This window comes from Streptomyces cinnamoneus, from assembly GCF_014650495.1.
Taxonomy (GTDB): domain Bacteria; phylum Actinomycetota; class Actinomycetes; order Streptomycetales; family Streptomycetaceae; genus Streptomyces; species Streptomyces cinnamoneus.
In genome coordinates this window covers 74,023-91,671 of record NZ_BMVB01000023.1, presented here as the reverse complement: position 1 = coordinate 91,671, position 17,649 = coordinate 74,023, and the positions used below count along the sequence as shown (strand labels likewise).

At 71.7% G+C, this 17,649-nt stretch carries 13 protein-coding genes; 7 read left to right on the top strand and 6 right to left on the bottom strand.

Annotated features, from left to right (window positions below; all coding sequences use genetic code 11):
* Positions 1–36: 36 nt before the first annotated feature.
* Both manB and IE182_RS25830 read right to left on the bottom strand, forming a co-directional pair.
* Positions 37–1,128 (bottom strand): mannose-1-phosphate guanylyltransferase, encoded by a 1,092-nt coding sequence (gene manB / locus IE182_RS25835; RefSeq protein WP_190112332.1) that lies wholly within the window; start codon positions 1,126–1,128, stop codon positions 37–39.
* A gap of 82 nt (positions 1,129–1,210) precedes the next feature.
* Complete coding sequence (locus tag IE182_RS25830; protein ID WP_229845094.1) at positions 1,211–2,725, bottom strand: N-acetylmuramoyl-L-alanine amidase; 1,515 nt, start codon at positions 2,723–2,725, stop codon at positions 1,211–1,213.
* A gap of 127 nt (positions 2,726–2,852) precedes the next feature.
* On the opposite strand from IE182_RS25830, the gene IE182_RS25825 reads away from it, so the two are divergent.
* The 4 genes from IE182_RS25825 (at position 2,853) to IE182_RS25810 (ending at position 9,040) form a co-directional block, all read left to right on the top strand.
* Positions 2,853–3,605 carry a TIGR03089 family protein gene (locus tag IE182_RS25825; RefSeq protein WP_190112330.1) on the top strand — a complete coding sequence of 251 codons (753 nt, stop codon included), beginning with the start codon at positions 2,853–2,855 and terminating at the stop codon, positions 3,603–3,605.
* Between the two features lie 102 nt (positions 3,606–3,707).
* Complete coding sequence (locus IE182_RS25820; RefSeq protein WP_373303616.1) at positions 3,708–5,111, top strand: LCP family protein; 1,404 nt, start codon at positions 3,708–3,710, stop codon at positions 5,109–5,111.
* Between the two features lie 270 nt (positions 5,112–5,381).
* Positions 5,382–7,139, top strand: coding sequence for an LCP family protein (locus tag IE182_RS25815; protein ID WP_190112329.1), 1,758 nt, complete (start codon positions 5,382–5,384; stop codon positions 7,137–7,139).
* 110 nt (positions 7,140–7,249) lie between these two features.
* Entirely contained in the window at positions 7,250–9,040 is a 1,791-nt protein-coding gene (locus IE182_RS25810) for an LCP family protein (protein WP_190112328.1), read from the top strand.
* Positions 9,041–9,147: 107 nt separating this feature from the next.
* Here the strand turns inward: IE182_RS25810 and IE182_RS25805 are convergent, their stop codons facing one another.
* Positions 9,148–10,167: a glycosyltransferase family 2 protein gene (locus IE182_RS25805; RefSeq protein WP_190112327.1), complete on the bottom strand. Its 1,020-nt coding sequence runs from the start codon at positions 10,165–10,167 to the stop codon at positions 9,148–9,150.
* Positions 10,168–10,313: 146 nt separating this feature from the next.
* On the opposite strand from IE182_RS25805, the gene IE182_RS25800 reads away from it, so the two are divergent.
* A complete protein-coding gene (locus tag IE182_RS25800; protein WP_190112326.1) occupies positions 10,314–11,882 on the top strand; it encodes an LCP family protein in 1,569 nt (522 codons plus the stop codon).
* Between the two features lie 90 nt (positions 11,883–11,972).
* Here IE182_RS25800 and IE182_RS25795 read toward each other — a convergent pair whose 3' ends face one another.
* Positions 11,973–12,521, bottom strand: coding sequence for an acyl-CoA thioesterase (locus IE182_RS25795; RefSeq protein ID WP_190112325.1), 549 nt, complete (start codon positions 12,519–12,521; stop codon positions 11,973–11,975).
* 121 nt (positions 12,522–12,642) lie between these two features.
* Here IE182_RS25795 and IE182_RS25790 point away from each other — a divergent pair, with 121 nt between their 5' ends.
* Positions 12,643–13,914: an LCP family protein gene (locus IE182_RS25790; protein WP_190112324.1), complete on the top strand. Its 1,272-nt coding sequence runs from the start codon at positions 12,643–12,645 to the stop codon at positions 13,912–13,914.
* 54 nt (positions 13,915–13,968) lie between these two features.
* Here IE182_RS25790 and IE182_RS25785 read toward each other — a convergent pair whose 3' ends face one another.
* Positions 13,969–14,760 (bottom strand): VOC family protein, encoded by a 792-nt coding sequence (locus tag IE182_RS25785; protein WP_190112323.1) that lies wholly within the window; start codon positions 14,758–14,760, stop codon positions 13,969–13,971.
* Between the two features lie 140 nt (positions 14,761–14,900).
* Complete coding sequence (locus IE182_RS25780; protein ID WP_190112322.1) at positions 14,901–16,058, bottom strand: acyl-CoA dehydrogenase; 1,158 nt, start codon at positions 16,056–16,058, stop codon at positions 14,901–14,903.
* 203 nt (positions 16,059–16,261) lie between these two features.
* Here IE182_RS25780 and IE182_RS25775 point away from each other — a divergent pair, with 203 nt between their 5' ends.
* Entirely contained in the window at positions 16,262–17,602 is a 1,341-nt protein-coding gene (locus IE182_RS25775) for a UDP-glucose dehydrogenase family protein (RefSeq protein ID WP_190112321.1), read from the top strand.
* Positions 17,603–17,649 lie beyond the last annotated feature (47 nt).

Sequence of the window (17,649 nt, the reverse complement as noted above, 5' to 3'; positions counted from 1 at the left end):
GTATGCGGCTCTACTGGTCCGACGAGAAACGGATCGTTACTGGTCCGACGAGAAACGGATCGTTCCCTGCGGGATCCGGGCGTCGCACCAGATCCGGGCGCCGGCCCGCAGCTCGTTGTCGGGGCCGATGTGCGCGTGGTCACCGATGACCGCGCCGTCCAGGACCGTGCGGGCCCCGACGCGGGCGCCGGCGCCGATCAGGGAGTCGCGGATCTGTGCGCCCGCCTCGATCACCGCGCCGTCCAGGACCGTGCTGCCGTCGATGCGTGCGCCCGCCTCCACGCAGGCACCCGCGCCCACCGAGGTGCCGCCCATGAGCTTGGCGTCCGGGGCGACCCGGGCGCCGTCCAGGACCAGGCTGTCGCCGCACCGGCCCGGCACCGCCGGGGACGGGGCGCGGCCCAGGACCAGGTCCGCCGAGCCGCGGACGAACGCCTGCGGGGTGCCGAGGTCGAGCCAGTACGCGGAGTCGACCATGCCCTGGAGGTGGGCGCCTGCGGCCAGGAGGCCGGGGAACGTCTCGCGTTCCACGGAGACCGGGCGGCCGGCGGGGATGGTGTCGATCACCGAGCGGTTGAAGACGTACGCGCCCGCGTTGATCTGGTCGGTGACGATCTCCTCGGGCGTCTGCGGCTTCTCCAGGAAGGCCGTCACCCTGCCCGTCGCGTCGGTGGGGACCAGGCCGAAGGCCCGGGGGTCCTCGACCCGGGACAGATGCAGGGAGACGTCCGCCCCGCTGGTGCGGTGCGTCTTCACCAGCGCCTCGATGTCCAGGCCCGTGAGGATGTCGCCGTTGAAGATCAGCACCGGGTCGTCGGGGCCGGAGTGCAGGCGCGAGGCGACGTTGCGGATGGCGCCGCCCGTGCCCAGCGGCTCCTCCTCCGTCACGTACTCCAGGTGGAGTCCCAGGGCGGAGCCGTCACCGAAGTACGGCTCGAAGACCTCCGCCAGGTAGGACGTGGCGAGCACGATGTGCTCGACCCCGGCGGCGCGGGCCCGCGCCAGCTGGTGGGTGAGGAAGGGGACGCCGGCCGCCGGGACCATCGGCTTGGGCGTGTGCACCGTGAGCGGGCGCAGCCGCGTTCCCTTGCCCCCGACCAGGAGGATCGCTTCTGGAGAAGAAGTCAATGTGTCTGTCTCTGCTTCCTGCTGGGGCCGGGCCGTGATCGGCGGCCAGTGTATGCAGAACGTTCGGCTCCGCCCCGCCGGGTCAGCGGCCCTGGAGCCGGGCCGCCGCGGTGCGGACCGCGCCGAGCCGGTTGTAGAGGCGGTCGCCGGGGCATTCGGTGGAGTAGCCGTCGCGGTGCCCGGAGATCACCTTGAGCCTGACCGTGGTCCCCTTCTTGAAGAGGTTGCCGCCGCCGGACACCAGGCGCGCGGTGCCGAGCGGATTGACGTCGTAGAGGCCGAGCTTCCATGCGGTGAGGCCGGCGATGGCGTTCACCACGGCGGTGGGCGGGTTGGTCCCTCCGAAGGATCCGAGGACGGCGATTCCCATGCTGTTGGCGTTGAAACCGAGAGTATGGGCGCCTCTGACGGGTTTCGCCACACCGCCTGCCCGGCCCTCGTAGACCGTGCCGCACTTGTCGATGAGGAAGTTGTAGCCGATGTCCCGCCAGCCGCTGCTCACGACGTGGTAGCGGTAGATACCGCGGACGAGGGACGCGGACTGCGCACAGCTGTAGCCGTTGCCGGAGGCCGTGTGGTGGACGAAGGCGGCGCGCACGGTCGTGGTGTACGGGAAGCCGCGCTCGCGGATCGACTCGTCGGCGCCCCAGCCGGCCCGGGTGACGATGCGCGGGCGGCCGCCGACGTAATGGCCCCAGGGGTCCGCGTCGTCCGCCTCGGGGTCGGTGTCGTCGGCCGGCCCGGAGACGGTTTCGCCCGGCGCCTCGGCACCCTCGCCCTCCGGGTCCGCCTCGCCGCGGCCGTCCGCCGGGGGCCGGGCGTCGGTGGCGCCCGTGAGGTCCACGTGGGTGGCGTCGATGTCCTTCTCCGACTCCGGTCTGGCCAGCGCCGGGATCTCGGTGGCCCCCAGCGGTGCCAGCGGGTAGTTGGCGGCCGAGCTGGCCGTCTCCTCGTCGGAGGGCGACGGGGCGGGCGCCGGGGCCTGCCGGCCCAGGCCGCGGCCGCGCGGGGCCGGGTCCCGGCCGGGGTCGACGAGCTCGACGCGCAGGCCCGGGGGCAGCGCCGGGGCCCCGGAGGCCCGGCCGGCCGGGGCCTTGGGGTGCACCCGCACCTGGACGGCGTCGGAGGCGCCGACCCACAGGGGTGCGGTGGCGCCGCGCGGGCGGCCGCGGCGGGCCTCGGGCGAGAGGGGGTCGGGCCGGTCGTCGTCGTGCGTCTGGACGTCCTGCCAGGCCGACCACGTCGTGGTGCCCGCTCCCCGCGTACGGACCTGGGCGCGACCCCTCAGCTCGGTGGCGGCGTCGTCCCAGACGATGCCGACCAGGGAGAACCGCGCCACCTCACGGGGCGGCAGCCCGCGCGCCACCGCACGGGTGCCGCCGGGGCGCGCGGCGCGGCGGGCGGGGCCGAGCGGCACCAGCGGCAGTGACTGCGTGGCCCCCGGCACCCCGTGGGCGCCGGCCGGTGTGCGGGTGGCGGGAACTGAGGCTCCGTCGGGGGGAGCGGGGACGGCCGCGGACGGAATGGCGAGGAAGGGCAGGGTCAGAGCGGCGGCGGCGCACACGGTGACGGCCGAGGAGACAAAGATTCCACGCATACCTGAAATCCTGGACATACATGAACAAATATGTCCATTTCTGAACTGACGGCGAGTCGACCCCGGCAGCCCTCCCCCGCCCTCGCACAGCTGACCGCCGGGGCCGCCGACGCGTACCCTGGCGCCGATGAACGCCACCGATCGCACCCCTGCCGACCTGCTGCGTTCCGCGCTCGCCGCGGACCCGGCACGCCCGCTCGTGACCTTCTACGACGACGCCACCGGCGAGCGCGTGGAACTGTCCGTGGCCACCTTCGCCAATTGGGTGGCGAAGACCGCCAATCTGCTTCAGGGCGATCTTGCCGCCGAACCCGGCGATCGTCTCGCACTGCTGCTGCCCGCGCACTGGCAGACCGCCGTCTGGCTGCTCGCCTGTTCCTCCGTCGGTGTCGTCGCCGAGGTGGGAGGCGACCCGGCCGGTGCCGACCTGGTCGTCAGCGGGCCGGACACCCTGGAGGAGGCGCGTGCCTGTTCGGGAGAGCGCGTCGCGCTGGCGCTGCGCCCCCTGGGCGGTCGCTTCCCGCAGCCGCCCGCCGGCTTCGCCGACTACGCCGTCGAGGTGCCCGGCCAGGGCGACCGCTTCGCCCCGTACGCCCCCGTGGACCCGCACGCCCCGGCGCTCGTCGTGGACGGGCGGGAGCTGACGGGCGCCGAGCTGACCGAGCAGGCCCGCACCGACGCCCGTCAGCACGGGCTCGGCCCGGGCTCCCGGCTGCTGTCGGGCCTGTCGTACGACAACTGGGAGGGGCTCTCCGCGGGCCTCTACGCCCCGCTGGCCGCCGGCGGGTCCGTCGTGCTCTGCCGCCACCTCGACCGCCTGTCCGGCGGCGGCCTCGACAAGCGCCGCGAGAGCGAGCGCGTCACCGTGACGGCCCTCTGACGCTGCCGGACCGCCGCTCCCGGGCGATGATCGACGGTACGTGCGTGTGCCCCCGCGGGTGCGCACGCCGCCGACTCCGCACAGGAGGGACGCAGCGCAGCCGTGCACCGCAGCCCCGGCCAGCCCTCGCGGCCGGGCGGCCCCTTCGCCGGGGAGCCGCCCGGCCGAAGGCGCACGTCCCGCCGGCGGCGCTGGGTGCGCAGGCTGCTGGTGGGGCTGACGGTGCTGGTGCTCCTGCTCGCCGGCATCGGCTGGGCGCTCTACGAGCGGCTCGACAACAACATCACCACGGACACCGAGACCGCCGAGGAGCTGCGGCGCTGGGAGAAGGAGCGGCCCAGCGCGCTGGTCAGCGGCGCCCAGAACATCCTGATCATCGGCTCGGACACCCGGGCCGGCGCCGGCAACGGCAAGTACGGCGAGGACGGCGGCAGCCAGCGCTCGGACACCACGATCCTGCTGCACGTGGCCGCCGACCGGAAGAGCGCGACCGCCGTGAGCCTGCCCCGCGACCTGATGGCGACGATCCCCAGCTGCCGCAAGCCGGACGGCACCTACACCAACGAGCGCTTCGCCCAGTTCAACTGGGCGTACGAGCTCGCGGGCACCGCCTGCACGATCCGCACCGTCGAGAACATCACCCGGATCCGGATCGACCATCACATCGTGCTGGACTTCAACGGCTTCAAGCAGCTGGTCGACGCGATCGACGGCGTCGAGGTGTGCCTGAGGAAGCCCGTCGACGACCGCGAGGCCCACCTGCGGCTGGCGGCCGGACGCCAGGTGCTGCACGGGGAGGAGGCGCTCGGCTACGTCCGGGCCCGCTACAGCATCGGGGACGGCAGCGACACCGAGCGGATGGGGCGTCAGCAGCTCTTCCTCGGGGCGCTGGTGCGCGAGATGCAGAGCGACGGCGTGCTGCTCAACCCGGCGCGGCTGTACCCGGTGCTCGACGCGGCGACCAAGTCGCTGACCACGGACGTCGGGCTCGGCTCGCTCAAGAAGATGTACAACCTGGTGCGGACCGTGCGCAACATCCCCACCGAGCACGTCCAGTTCCTGACGGTGCCGCGCCGCCCGTACCAGTACAACAGCGCCCGCGACGAGCTCGTGCAGCCGGACGCGGACCAGCTCTTCGAGCAATTGCGCAACGACCGCCGCGTGTCGGTGAGCGCGCACGTCCGCCCGGCGGACAGCAAGCCGGGGGGCCGGCGGCCCGGGCGGGAACCGGGGCCGGACGGGCCCGAAGGACCGGAGGGATCGGGGAGCGCCGAGGGGGCCACGGGCGGCTACGAGCCCGGCGGCCCGGCGTACGTGCCGCCGGCACCCCCCGCCCGGCCTTCCGCGTCGCCGTACGCACCGCCGCGCGGATCGTCGTACGCCCCGGAGGCCCCCTCGGCGGCTCCCGCGGCGCCGACGGCCGCCCCGGCGGGCTCGCCGTCGGACCGGCCGACCACGCCGCCGACGTACGAGGGGACCACCGCCGCGCGCGGTGTCTGCGGCTGACGGACGTAAAGAACACTCATAATCACGGCAAAAGGCGCAGAAACCTTTTCGCCCCGGTGTTCGTTGCAACATCCGTCTCCGCGAAGGGATTGGGCAGATTGCCCAGTTGTAGGGGAGTGCAATTTGTCACCGGCGTCGCTTGACGCTGAACTGGGCGGATAGTGTGAGCGATCCGGTGCGCACGGCCGGCTGACCGCGCACTGCACAGACGACATTCGAGCGCCTCGGGGGGCAGGCGCCGCGTGGCACCGACGGAGGATTCAAGCGACCGTGGACGCGCAAGGCCGTGGGCAAGCGGGCGGCATCGACCCCGCCGACCAGTGGGTGTTCGACCCCGATACGGGCAGCTACGAGCTGCGTCTTGATCATGCCGGAGAGCCCGTGGCGGCGTCCGGCAACAGTCCCTCCGCGGCGCCCTCGCCCGCTCCCCGCTCCGACGCCAGACAGGGAGCCGCCGCCCGGCAGAAGCCGAAGCCCGGCGGCGGGCGTTCGGTGCCCGGCCAGCGCGGGACCGGTGGCGGGCGACGGGCCGGCGCGGCCAAGGCGGCCACCGGCCGCCGCAAGCCGAAGCCGAAGAAGACGGCGAAGAAGAAGGCCCTGATGTGGACCGGGGGCACGGTCGGCGTCGTGCTGGTCGTCACCTCGGTCGGCGGCTACCTGCTCTACCAGCACTTCAACAACAACATCGACAAGATCGACGTCGGTATCAACAACGACGCCGTCACCAAGGGCCCGGTCAACATCCTGGTCATCGGCACCGACAAGCGCTCCGGCGACGGCAACACCGGCTACGGCGACGACGGCAGCGTCGGCCACGCCGACACCACGCTGCTGTTCCACGTCTCCGAGGACCGCACGAACGCCACCGCGCTGTCGATCCCGCGCGACATGATCACGGACATTCCGGACTGCCCGACCAAGAAGGGCGGCAGCACCCGGACCATCCGCGGCTCCAAGGGCGTCCGCTTCAACGAGAGCCTGGGCCAGGAGGAACGCGACCCCGGCTGCACCTGGCGGACCGTCGAGCAGCTGACGGGCCTGAAGGTCACCCACTTCATGATGGCCGACTTCAACGCCGTCAAGAAGCTGTCCTCGGCGGTCGGCGGCGTCGAGGTGTGCCTGGGCAAGGACATCGACGACCCGAAGTCCCACCTGAAGCTGAGCAAGGGCCGGCACGAGATCCAGGGCGAGGACGCGCTGGCGTTCGTCCGCACCCGGCACAGCGTCGGCTTCGAGAGCGACCTGGACCGTATCAAGCTGCAGCAGCAGTTCCTGAGCTCGATGATCCGGAAGATGAAGTCCGGCGACACCCTCAGCAACCCCAAGAAGCTCTACAACCTGGCCGACGCCGCGACCAACTCGCTCACCGTCGACACGGGCATAGGATCCGTGTCCAAACTGACCGCCCTGGCCAAGGAGCTCAGCAAGGTCAACCTGAAGAACATCACCTTCGCGACCGTGCCCGTCGTCGACAACCCGGCCGAGGGCAAGAACCACAAGACGGTCGTCCTGGACAAGCCGAAGGCCGAGCCCCTCTTCGCCATGGTCCGTCAGGACGTCTCCCTCACCGAGGTGAAGGAGAAGGAGAAGAAGGCGCAGGAGGACGCGGACGCCAAGCAGGCCGCGCTGCTGCAGGGGCCCAAGGCCGAGCCGGCGGCCGTGCGGGTCAAGGTGTTCAACGGCAGCGGCCGGGTCGGTGCCGCGGGCGAGACCGTCAGCTGGATGCAGAACTCCAAGGGCATGGTCCGCACCAGCAACGGCGGCAACGCCACCGGCGGCAAGAAGGACAAGACCCTCCTGGAGTTCGCCCCCAACCAGGCCGACCAGGCCCGCCGTCTGGCGGAGGCCATGGGCCTGCCGGCGGACGCCCTGAAGCAGACCGAAGGCACCGCGGCGCCCACCGCGGAGATGACCCTCACGCTCGGCGCGGACTTCAAGGGCGCCGGCACCCCGATCGCGGCCCCGGAGAAGGTGCCCGAGGGGGTCCAGAAGGTCGAAGCCGATGATGACAACATTTGTGCGAAGTGAACCCCGGGAACGGGCTTTCGCATCTCATTAGGCAGTAATACTCATCAGGTACAACTTCAGGTACATCACGCCTGCCCATCGGGCCGGACGCACCATTCAGGGGAGGCCCGATGCGGCAGAGCAGCGGCGTGCGGGGGGACAGGCCCGAAGAGGCCGAGGACGCCGCGGAGTCGAAGGGCTCGAAGAGCGCCAGGAAGTCCAAGGGGGCTGAAGGGGCCGAGGCGGCCAAGGACTCGGGGGATGCCGAAGGGGGCACCCAGGAGTCGGACGGCTCCGGCCCGGGCGACGACTCCGGCTCCATATCCGGCGGCGGCCCGCGCCGCCGCCGCATCGGGCGAATAGCCCGCTGGACCGCGCTCACCCTCTCCGTCCTCATCCTCGGGGTCGCCGCCGCGGGCTACTTCTACTACGAGCACCTCAACGGCAACATCCGGAAGAACAAGCTCAACCTCGGCGACAAGCAGCTCGACCGCAGCGTCGCCAACGCCGACGGCCAGCGCCCGCTGAACATCCTGATCCTGGGCTCCGACAGCCGGAACAGCAAGGAGAACGTCGCCCTCGGCGGCGCCCGCGACGACGCCGACCGGCCGCCGCTGGCCGATGTGCAGATGCTGGTGCACGTCTCGGCCGACCGCAGCAACATGTCGGTCATCAGCGTCCCCCGCGACACCCGGGTCACCATCCCCAAGTGCACCGACCCGGAGAGCGGCAAGGTCTACAAGGGGACCGAGCGTCAGATCATCAACACCAGCCTGGGCAACGGCGGCCCCGGCTGTACGGTCGCCACGTGGGAGGAGCTCACCGGCATCCCCGTCGACCACTTCATGATGATCGACTTCTCTGGTGTGGTGAGCATGGCCGACGCGGTCGGCGGCGTGCCGGTGTGCGTGGACGCCAACGTCTACGACGACAAGTCCGGCCTCCGGCTGCCCAAGGGCACCCACACGATCAAGGGCAAGCAGGCCCTGCAGTGGCTGCGCACCCGGCACGGCTTCGAGGACGGCAGCGACATCGGCCGCACCCATGCCCAGCACATGTACATGAACGCGATGGTCCGTCAGCTGAAGTCCGGCACGAAGCTCACCGACCCCGGTCAGCTCACCGGTCTCGCCGAGGCCGCCACCAAGGCGCTCACCGTCGACAAGGACCTGGGCTCGGTCAAGGCGCTCTACGACCTCGGCAACGACATCAAGCGGGTGCCCTCCAGCCGGATCACGATGACCACGATGCCCTGGGTCTCCGACCCGCAGAACCCGGACGCGCACGTCATCCCCAAGCCCGGCGACGCCGACAAGCTGTTCTCGCTGGTGCGCAACGACATCGCGCTCGACGGCAAGGACAAGAAGAAGGCCGACAAGAGCCCGCCGCCCACCGTCCCCGCCGGCCGCAAGGGCGACATCGCGGTCACCGTCTTCAACGGCACCGGCACCGTCGTCGAGCCGCCGGCCACCGGCCGTGGCTCGGACATCGCCGCGCTGCTGGTCAAGCAGGGCTTCGCCAAGGCCACGTCCGATTCCACGCCCCGGGCCCAGGCCGACACCACGATCACCTATCCGAGGGCCACGCAGCGCGCCGACGCCCTGGCGGTGGCCAAGGCCCTCGGGCTGCCGGAGAGCGCGGTGCGCCACTCGCCCGGCGTCCAGCAGATCACGCTGGTCGTCGGCGGGGACTGGCGCACGGGCACGACGTACCCGAAGACCGAGGGCGACGAGCCGGTGACCGAGCCGAGCGGGTCGCCGAGCGGCACCCCGGGCGAGCAGGACGGGAAGAACGGCGAGAAGAAGGGCGACGGGAAGAAGGGCGACGGCAAGGGCGAGAACAAGGCCCCCGAGAGCTCGGACCCGCTCAACGGCGACGACAAGTCGGCCTGCATGAAGGTCAACTCGCTCAACCGCTTCTGAACGCTCCGGCGAAACGCCTGAAACATCTGGACCGCCCGAAGCGTCCGGAACGTCCGGAAACATTCAGAAACGGCCGCGTGCCGCCCGGGCGGCACGCGGCCGGACGGCTACTCCCCCGCCGGGACCGCCGGGCGGCGGCTGGCGATGACCTTCTTCGCGAGCGAGCGCGGGCTGGTCAGGAAGCCGAACCCCCACGACATGTGCATCGTCGCCAGCGCCAGCGGGATCCGCACCCGCGCCCCGGCGGGCAGGCCCTTGCCGGCCGGCACCGAGCCGGCCGTGATGGCCGCCACGTATCCGGCCGGGACGATCAGGCCCCAGGGGGTGACGGTCGCGCCGACCACCACGCCCGCGGCGATGGCGAGCACCGCGGCCGGGGCGGCGAGGTAGCGCAGGTTGATCGAGCCCTGGTGGTAGCGGGCGACGACGTGCCGCCAGCGTCCGTAGTTCTTGTACTGCTTGGCCAGCGCCCTGACATTGGGCCGCGGCCGGTAGGAGACCTTGAGCTCCGGCGAGAACCAGATCAGGCCGCCCGCCTCACGGATGCGGAAGTTCAGCTCCCAGTCCTGGGCGCGGATGAACTCCTCGTTGTACCCGCCCTGCCGCTCCAGCACCTCGCGCCGGAAGACGCCCAGGTAGACGGTCTCGGCCGGGGCCGCGGCGCCGCCGGTGTGGAAGGCGGCGTTGCCCACGCCGATCTTCGAGGTCATCGCCGCCGCGACGGCCTTCTCCCAGTTGTTCTCGCCCTCGGCGTGCATGATGCCGCCGACGTTCTGCGCGCCGGTCTCGTCCATCAGCCGCACGGCCGTCGCGATGTAGTCCGGGGAGAGCATGCCGTGGCCGTCGACCCGTACCACGATCGGGTGACGTGATGCCTTGATCGCCGCGTTCAGTGCGGCGGGCGTGCGACCCGTCGGATTCGGCACCGTATGCACCCGGGAGTCCTCCCGGACCAGCTCCGCGGCGATCTCGTCGGTGCGGTCGGTGGACGGCCCGAGGGCGATGACCACCTCCAGCTCACCGGCATACTCCTGCTCCAGGATGTGTCGCACGGAGGTGCGCAGATGCCGCTCTTCATTGAGCACCGGCATGATCACGGAAACGGCGGGCAGCTGCTGATCGGGCATGGTTCCTCGGGGGTACGGCGGTCGGGGGAACCCCCCGGCGGTCGGCGGAAACGTCGGCCACGTTACCGCCAACGGGGGACACTCTCCCGCCCCGCCCGGGTGGCGGGGGCGCTGCGGACGGCGTGGGGCCGCAGACAGCTCATCGTATGGGCCTACGGTGTTCCCGGTTTCTCCGCCGTCCTCTCCCCTGTCTTCTCCCCCGTGTTCCGCAGCCCGATCGTCGCGGAGGTCTCGCAGTGACCGCACCCCGATCCTCGCGTCCCCGCCCGGCCGGACACCGCCCGCAGTGGGGCAAGCGCGTGGCCATGGGCGCCGCGGTGGTGGTGCTGTGCACGGGCGGCATCGGGCACGCGGTGGTCACCGGGATCGGGGACGGCATCAAGCGGGTCGACGCCTTCGAGGGCCTGTCGGACCGGCCGGGCGGCGGCCGCGGCACCAACGTCCTGCTCGTCGGCACCGACGGCCGCGACAAGATCACCGCGGCGGACCGGCAGCGCTACCGCCTCGGTGGCGCACCCTGCCACTGCACCGACACGATGATGCTCGTCCACCTCTCCGCCGACCACGACCGGGCCACCGTGGTCAGCCTGCCGCGGGACACCTACACCGAGATCCCCGAGCGCACGGACGAGACCGGCAGGTTCCGCCCGGCCCACGCCCTCAAGCTGAACGCCGCCTACGCGGAGGGCGGCCCCGGGCTGACCGTGCGCTCGGTGGAGCGGCTGACCGGCGTGCACGTCGACCACTACATGGAGGTCGACTTCAGCAGCTTCATGAAGACCGTCGACGCGGTGGGCGGCGTCCAGGTGTGCACCGTGCGGCCGCTCAGGGACACCTACACCGGGCTCGACCTGCCGGCCGGCACCAGCACCCTCGACGGCGGCCGGGCCCTGCAGTACGTACGCTCCCGGCACCTCGACGGGGCCGCGGACCTGGGCCGGATGCAGCGGCAGCAACGATTCCTCGCCTCCCTCATGCACAAGGCCGCCAGCGGCGGAGTGCTGCTCAACCCGGTGAAGTTCCAGGACGTCGCCTCCAGCGTGATCGGCTCGGTCCGCGCCGACCGGGGCTTCGGCCCCGACGAGCTCGTCGGGCTCGGCCAGGCGATGCGGAACCTCACCCCCGCCTCCTCGGAGTTCACCTCCGTGCCGATCGCCGTCGCGGACTTCCCCGTGCCGAACGTCGGCTCGACCGTGAAGTGGGACGACGCCGGGGCCGCCAAGCTCTTCCAGGCCCTGCGCGAGGACCGGCCGGTCAACACGGCCCCGCGCGCCCCCCACCAGGCCGTCGACGCCAAGCCGCCCGGGCCGGGGGAGGAGCGGCCGCCCACGACCGTCGAGGTGGCCCCCGAGCAGGTGCGCGTGCAGGTGCTGAACGGCAGCGGCCGCGCCGGGCTGGCCCGCACCGTCGACGCGGCGCTGCGTGCCGCCGGCTTCACGACGACCGGCGTGACCGACGGCTCGACGCAGCCCGCCAGGGCGCACACGCTGATCACCTACGACCCGCGCTGGGACCGTTCGGTGCGCTCGGTGGCCGCCGCGCTGCCGGGAGCACAGCTGCGGGCGGTGCCGGGGCAGGGGCCGGCGATGCGGGTGACCCTGGGCAAGGACTTCACCGAGGTGCACGCGGTGCGGGGGCAGGAACAGCCCCGTCCGCGGCGCGCGGGCCTGCCCGTGGTCACGGGCGACCAGGTGGTCTGTCCGGAGACCGCATAGGGAGGACGCGCGGCAGGAGTCCGCGCAGGGACGCTGCGGAGGGAGAACGCGCAGGGCGACCGCGCAGGGGCCCAGGTGTCCCCGCGGACGTCAGTCCTCGAAGCCCTCGGCGGCGCGCTGCTCGCGCAGCTCCATGATCGCGCGGCGCCGGGCCAGCCGGTGCGTACGGCGGATCTGGGCCTCCTGGTAGCGCCGCCGGTCCCGGTCGGTCTCGGGCAGGACGGGCGGCACGCGCCGGGGCTTGCCCTCCGCGTCGACCGCGGCGAAGACGAGGTAGGCGCTGCCGACCTGGACGGCGGGGGTGGACTCGTTCCACCGCTCGGCGAGCACCCGCACGCCGATCTCCATGGACGACCGGCCGGTCCAGTTGCACTGGGCCTTCACATGGACGAGATCGCCCACGCGGACCGGCTCCAGGAAGGCCATCTCGTCCATGGAGGCGGTGACCGCGGGCCCGCCGGAGTGCCGTCCGGCGACCGCACCGGCGACGTCGTCCACCAGCTTCATGATCACACCGCCGTGCACGGTGCCCAGCAGGTTGGTGTCACTGCCGGTCATGATGTGGGAGAGCGTGGTGCGCGCAGCGGAGGTCGGCTTGCCGGGTATCTCCGGGTCCGGGCTCCGGTCCTGAGTGGTCATGCCCTCCACTGTATGCGGGGGCGGGGCACGGGGCGGATTTTGCATCAGCTCTGCAACAGCAGTGCCCCGGATTCGTCCACCCCCTGTGTGGCGGCGCGCCCCAGCAGGCACACTCGGACCCATGAACGATTGGCCCGAAGGGCGGACCCACGACCGCCGCGAGCGGTACGGGCGCGGTGGCACCAGCGCCGAGCCGGAGGGTGCCCGCGCCTTCCCGCACGCCCGGCAGGACGGACCGCCACCGCAGTACCGGCCGCCCCAGGGCTACGACTCCCCGGACCGCCTCGACGGCTACAACACCGGACAGGTCTACGGCCACGGCAGCGGCCGTCCCGCGGGCCCCGGCGGCCCGGGCGGGCCCGGCGGCGGGGCTCCCGGCGGACGTGGCCCGCGGGCCGGCGCCCCGGACTGGCGCAAGCGCATCAAGATCGGGTCGATCGCCTTCGTCAGTGCGCTGCTGGTCGTCTCCGTCGGCACGTACTTCTGGGCGGACGGCAAGCTGCGCCAGGAGGTCGACCTGAGCAAGGTCAAGGACCGGCCCGAGGCGGGCGAGGGCACGAACTACCTGATCGTCGGGTCGGACAGCCGTGAGGGCCTGTCCGACGAGGACAAGAAGGAACTGCACACCGGGTCGGCGGACGGCAAGCGCACCGACTCGATGATGATCCTGCACACCGGCGACAACGGCACCACGATGCTGAGCCTGCCGCGCGACTCGTACGTCACGATCCCCGCCTTCACCGGGAAGCAGTCGGGCAAGCAGTTCCCGGCCTCCACGCACAAGCTCAACCAGGCGTACGCGGACGGCGGCCCGGAGCTGCTGGCGCAGACCATCGAGTACAACACCGGCCTGCGCATCGACCACTACGCGGAGATCGGCTTCGGTGGCTTCCGCAATCTGGTGGACGCGCTCGGCGGCGTGGAGATGTGCCTGGACAAGCCGCTGAAGGACCGCGACTCGGGCGCGGACTTCAAGGCGGGCTGCCAGGAGCTGAACGGCGCCCAGTCGCTGGCGTTCGTCCGCCAGCGCCACCAGGAGGCCGACCAGGACCTGGGCCGGATGCGCAACCAGCAGAAGTTCCTGAACACCCTCGCCAAGCAGGCCGCCTCCCCCTCCACGGTCCTCAATCCCTTCCGCCTCTACCCCGTCATCGGCTCCGGGCTCGACACGCTCATCGTCGACAAGGACATGGGGCTGTGGGACCTGATGGACATGTTCTGGGCCATGAAGGGCGTCACCGGCGGTGACGGGCAGCAGATGACCGTGCCGATCGCCAACCCGAACTTCCCCACGCGCAGCGACGGCGTGGCGGTCAAGTGGGACACGGCCAAGGCGAAGCAGCTCTTCGACCAGCTGAAGAAGGACCAGAAGGTCACCGTCACCGACAAGTGACGCCCGCGCCGCCCGGGTGCCGGCCCGGCCGGCACCCGGGCGGCACCGGGACCGTCAGCCGCCGGACGACATCGGGACCGGGGTGATGAGGGCGAAGACCGCGCCCTGCGGGTCCTGCACCACGGCCATCCGGCCCGCCACCATGTCGAACGGCGGCTTGAGCACGTTGCCGCCGGCCCTGGTCAGCGCGTCGACGGTGCTGTCGGTGTCGTCGACGTTGAAGTACGTCAGCCAGTGGGAGGGCGATCCGGGCGGGGATTTCTCCAGGCTCTGCATGCCGCCGACCGCCTGGTCGCCCGTCTTGAGGGCGAAGTAGCCAGGGGCCTCCTTCATGGTGGTGGCCGTCAGTCCGACGGTCTCCTCGTAGAACGTGGCCGCCGCCTCCGGGTCGGCGGTGTTCAGCTCGTTCCACACCACCGAGCCCGGCTCGTTGACCACCTGGGCGCCGATGAACTCCCCGGCCTGCCACAGCCCGAACACCGCACCCGTGGAGTCCGCCACGACGGCCATCCGGCCCAGGGAGAGGACGTCCATCGGATCCATCAGCGGCGTCCCGCCGTGCTCCCTGACCTTCTGTACGGCCGCATCGGTGTCGGTGACGGCCAGGTACGTGGTCCACGCGGGCGGCGGTTTGGACCCGCCCTCCTGGGCCATCGAGGTCATGATCCCCGCCACGGCCTTGCCGTTCAGGGTGCACACGGCGTACCCCCCGGTCTCCGGCGGCCCGGGCTCGCCCTGCCAGCCGAACAGGTCCCGGTAGAAGTCGAGCGCCTCCCGCTGGTCGGGGATCACGAGATCCACCCAGCAGGGCGTGCCGGGAACGTAGGGCTCGGTTACCTCGGGCATGACGCGTCGCCTCCCTGGCAGTACGGACACCCCCCGCGACCCACCTTCACCCGCCGGACGCCGCGCCGCCACCGGAGACGGCGAACGGCCCCCGGCGCTCTGCACCGGGGGCCGTTCGCGCTGCTCGCGCCGGACGCGGGTTACGGCAGGTTCCTCGCCATGACGATGCGCTGAACCTGATTCGTGCCTTCATAAATCTGCGTGATCTTGGCGTCGCGCATCATGCGCTCGACCGGGTAGTCACGGGTGTAGCCGTAGCCGCCGAGGAGCTGGACGGCGTCCACCGTGACCTCCATCGCCACGTCGGACGCGAAGCACTTCGCCGCCGCGCCCTGGAAGGTGAGGTCGCTGTCACCGCGCTCGGACTTGGCGGCGGCCGCGTAGGTCAGCTGGCGGGCGGCCTCGATCTTCATGGCCATGTCGGCGAGCATGAACTGGACGCCCTGGAAGTCCGCGATCGGCTTGCCGAACTGCTTGCGCTCCTGGACGTAGCCCTTGGCGTAGTCGAGGGCGCCCTGGGCGATGCCGAGGGCCTGGGCCGCGATGGTGATGCGGGTGTGGTCCAGGGTCTTCATCGCGGTGGCGAAGCCGGTGCCCTCCTCGCCGATCATGCGGTCGGCGGGGATGCGGACGTTGTCGAGGTAGACCTCGCGGGTCGGCGAGCCCTTGATGCCGAGCTTCTTCTCCGGGGCGCCGAAGGAGACGCCTTCGTCGGACTTCTCGACGACGAAGGCGGAGATGCCCTTGGAGCGCTTCTCCGGGTCGGTGACGGCCATGACCGTGTAGTACTCGCTGACGCCGGCGTTGGTGATCCAGCGCTTGACGCCGTTGAGGACCCAGAAGTCGCCGTCGCGGACGGCGCGGGTCTTCATGCCGGCGGCGTCCGAGCCGGCGTCGGGCTCGCTGAGGCAGTACGAGAACATCCCCTCGCCCTTGGCGAGCGGGCCCAGGTACTTCTTCTTCAGCTCGTCGGAGCCGGAGAGAACGACCGGCAGCGAGCCGAGCTTGTTGACGGCCGGGATGAGGGAGGACGAGGCGCACACGCGCGCGACTTCCTCGATCACGATGACGGTGGCGAGCGCGTCCGCGCCGGCTCCGCCGAACTCCTCCGGGACGTGCACGGCGTGCAGGTCGGAGGCGGTGAGCGCGTCGAGCGCCTCCTGCGGGAAGCGGCCCTCCTCGTCCACCTCGGCGGCGAACGGGGCGATCTTCGCCTCGGCGAGCGAGCGGACGACCTTGCGGAGCTCGTCGTGCTCCTCGGACGGCCGGTACAGGTCGAAGTCCTTGTTTCCCGCCAAGGCGTACTCCCCAGAGAGTTAACTACCGTTTAGTAACCCCGATTCTAGGGGCGCCCCCTACGGAGGGGATACGTGAGCTTGCCGACAGCGGCCGATCTCCCCGGGAGCCTTCCCGACCATGGCCCGACTATGCTCGGGCATCGCAATCCGGCAGGTCGGCCGGTCGGCACGTCGGCACCACGAGTCAGCACCTGGAGAACGGCATGGCCCTCAAGATCACCGTGATCGGCACCGGCTACCTCGGCGCCACCCACGCCGCCGCCATGGCCGAGCTCGGGTTCGAGGTGCTGGGCCTGGACGTGGTGCCCGAGAAGATCGAGACGCTCTCGCGCGGCGAGGTCCCGATGTACGAGCCCGGCCTGGAGGAGCTGCTGCGCAAGCACGTCGCCGGCCTGGAGGGCTCGACCGGGCGGCTGCGCTTCACGACCTCCTGGCAGGAGGTCGCCGACTTCGGCGACGTCCACTTCGTCTGCGTGAACACTCCGCAGAAGCACGGCGAGTACGCCTGCGACATGTCCTACGTCGAGAGCGCCTTCAGCTCGCTGGCCCCGCTGCTGCGCCGCCCGGCCCTGGTCGTCGGCAAGTCGACCGTCCCGGTCGGCAGCGCCGCGCGGCTCGCACGCCTGCTCACCGGCCTGGCCCCGGCGGGCGAGGACGTCGAGCTGGCCTGGAACCCCGAGTTCCTGCGCGAGGGCTTCGCCGTCGAGGACACCCTGCACCCCGACCGCATCGTCGTGGGCGTCGGCGGCGAGCGCGCCGAGAAGCTGCTGCGCGAGGTCTACGCCACGCCGATCGGCGAGGGCTCGCCGTTCGTGGTCGCCGACTACCCCACCGCCGAGCTGGTCAAGACGGCCGCCAACTCCTTCCTCGCCACCAAGATCTCCTTCATCAACGCCATGGCAGAGGTCTGCGAGGCCGCCGACGGCGACGTGGTGAAGCTGGCGGAGGCCATCGGCCACGACGAGCGGATCGGCAAGAAGTTCCTGCGGGCCGGCGTCGGCTTCGGCGGCGGCTGCCTGCCGAAGGACATCCGCGCCTTCATGGCCCGGGCCGGCGAACTGGGCGCCGACCAGGCGCTGACCTTCCTCCGCGAGGTCGACTCCATCAACATGCGCCGCCGCGCCCACATGGTCGAGCTGGCCCGCGAGAGCGTGGGCGGCAGCTTCCTCGGGCAGCGCGTCGCGGTGCTCGGCGCCACGTTCAAGCCGGACTCCGACGACGTGCGGGACTCTCCCGCGCTCAACGTCGCCGGGCAGATCCACCTGCAGGGCGGCCAGGTGACGGTGTACGACCCCAAGGGCATGGACAACGCCCGCCGGCTCTTCCCGACCCTCGCCTACGCACCGAGCGCCCTGGAGGCGTGCCGGGGCGCCCACGTGGTGCTGCACCTGACGGAGTGGGCGGAGTTCCGGCAGCTGGACCCGGTGGCGATCGCCGACGTGGTGGTGGAACCGCGACTGCTCGACGGCCGCAACGCGCTCGACCCGGCCGTGTGGCGCGCCGCCGGCTGGACCTTCCGCGCGATGGGCCGCCCGCAGGCGTAGCCGACCCGGACGGGCCGGAAATCCAGCCCGTCCGGGGGCACCTCCCA

What these genes read in the sequence shown, in the direction of transcription:
- IE182_RS25830 (WP_229845094.1), bottom strand. Translation starts at nt 2,725, where the DNA reads ATGCGTGGAATCTTTGTCTCCTCGGCCGTCACCGTGTGCGCCGCCGCC.
- IE182_RS25825 (WP_190112330.1), top strand. Translation starts at nt 2,853, where the DNA reads ATGAACGCCACCGATCGCACCCCTGCCGACCTGCTGCGTTCCGCGCTC.
- IE182_RS25810 (WP_190112328.1), top strand. Translation starts at nt 7,250, where the DNA reads ATGCGGCAGAGCAGCGGCGTGCGGGGGGACAGGCCCGAAGAGGCCGAG.
- IE182_RS25805 (WP_190112327.1), bottom strand. Translation starts at nt 10,167, where the DNA reads ATGCCCGATCAGCAGCTGCCCGCCGTTTCCGTGATCATGCCGGTGCTC.
- IE182_RS25800 (WP_190112326.1), top strand. Translation starts at nt 10,314, where the DNA reads ATGGGCCTACGGTGTTCCCGGTTTCTCCGCCGTCCTCTCCCCTGTCTT.
- IE182_RS25795 (WP_190112325.1), bottom strand. Translation starts at nt 12,521, where the DNA reads ATGACCACTCAGGACCGGAGCCCGGACCCGGAGATACCCGGCAAGCCG.
- IE182_RS25790 (WP_190112324.1), top strand. Translation starts at nt 12,643, where the DNA reads ATGAACGATTGGCCCGAAGGGCGGACCCACGACCGCCGCGAGCGGTAC.
- IE182_RS25785 (WP_190112323.1), bottom strand. Translation starts at nt 14,760, where the DNA reads ATGCCCGAGGTAACCGAGCCCTACGTTCCCGGCACGCCCTGCTGGGTG.
- IE182_RS25775 (WP_190112321.1), top strand. Translation starts at nt 16,262, where the DNA reads ATGGCCCTCAAGATCACCGTGATCGGCACCGGCTACCTCGGCGCCACC.